This window comes from Pararhizobium sp. DWP1-1-3 (genome assembly GCF_049896125.1).
GTDB lineage: Bacteria > Pseudomonadota > Alphaproteobacteria > Rhizobiales > Rhizobiaceae > Pararhizobium.
The window spans coordinates 1-1,340 of the sequence record NZ_JAFCTR010000042.1 but is presented as its reverse complement, the minus strand read 5'-3'; the positions used below and the strand labels follow the sequence as shown (position 1 = coordinate 1,340).

Sequence of the window (1,340 nt, the reverse complement as noted above, 5' to 3'; positions counted from 1 at the left end):
TTGAACCTCCTCGGGGTCGGGATCGGAGCGGCAGTCCTTGATCCAGCAACCTCGGACAATCCCGATGCAAGCACATTTTCCATCGCCGGCGGCGTCTGGTTTGTCGTCGCTGGCCTCGTGTCGGCTTATATCGGCGGCTACATCGCAAGTCGGCTTTCCGGCCGGCCAAGCAACTCGACCGGAGGTTACCATGGCCTCACCTCATGGGCTGTTACGACGCTTGTCGTTCTCTACCTGCTGACAACCTCGGTCGGCGCTCTGATTGGCGGAGCCTTTAGTGGACTGTCAAGCGTCGTCGGTGGCGTGGGTCAGACAGCGGCAACGGCTGTCACGGCAGCCGCTCCGGCGGTAGCCAACTCGGCGAATCCCATGGCTGGCATTGAACAGCAAATCCGCAACTCGAATGCTAACGATCCGCAGGCGCTCCAGAACGCTGCGATTGCCGCTGTGCAGGCTGCCGTGACAGGTGACGAGGCAACAGGCGAAGATGCCCGCGTCCGCGCCGCTGACGCAGTCGCGAAGGCGAAAAACATTCCTGTCGCTCAGGCGCGCGCCGAGGTCGACGGCTACGAAAAGACTTATCGCGAGAACATTGCCGCCGCCAAGCAGCAGGCCGTTGACGCCGCCCAGGCGGCGACCGCTGCGGTCTCTGCAGGAGCGATCCTCGGCTTCATTGCGCTGGTCCTCGGTGCGATTGCATCGTGGTTCGGCGGCGTGACCGGGACGAAACGTAGCGGTGTCATCGTCGCTGAAACGGCGACCCGCCGTACTGTCTGACACTTCCGGCCACCGGAATCGTCCGGTGGCCATTTTTTGGATTGGAAACTCCCATGGCCGAAGTCAAAACACTCGACGAGCTTTTCCTCGACACGCTCAAGGATGTGTATTTCGCCGAAAACAAGATCGTCGAAACGCTCCCTAAGATGCACGAAGCGGCAAAGAGCCTTCAGCTCAAGGATGCCTTCATGAAACACCTGGCCGAAACCAAACTTCACGTCGAACGACTTGAACAGGTATTCGAAATCATCGGCGAAGAACCTGAAGAGAAGACCTGCGACGCCATTCTTGGCATCACCAACGAAGGTGCCGAAATCATGGGAGAGTATGAAGGCTCGCCTGCGCTTGACGCTGGGCTTCTCGCCGCCGCCCAGGCAGTCGAACACTACGAAATGTCGCGCTACGGGACTTTGCGGACCTGGGCACTTGAGCTTGGCTTGAACGACGCAGCCGGTCTTCTTCAAACGACGCTTGATGAGGAACAGGCCACCGACCTGGCTCTCACCGCCATCGCCACGTCAGTGGTCAACCAGAAGGCAGAGGGTTAATCCCCTTGACGCAAT

2 protein-coding genes are annotated in these 1,340 nt (G+C 59.7%); both read left to right on the top strand.

Going from position 1 to position 1,340, the window contains the following annotated elements:
* On the top strand, positions 1 to 777 hold a 777-nt coding region (locus tag ACP7BS_RS29680), incomplete at its 5' end, for a PhnA-like protein (RefSeq protein WP_426240917.1).
* A 53-nt stretch (positions 778 to 830) separates the two neighbouring features.
* On the top strand, positions 831 to 1,325 hold the full coding sequence (locus tag ACP7BS_RS29675) for a ferritin-like domain-containing protein (protein WP_426233298.1): 495 nt from the start codon (positions 831 to 833) through the stop codon (positions 1,323 to 1,325).
* Positions 1,326 to 1,340: the final 15 nt, after the last annotated feature.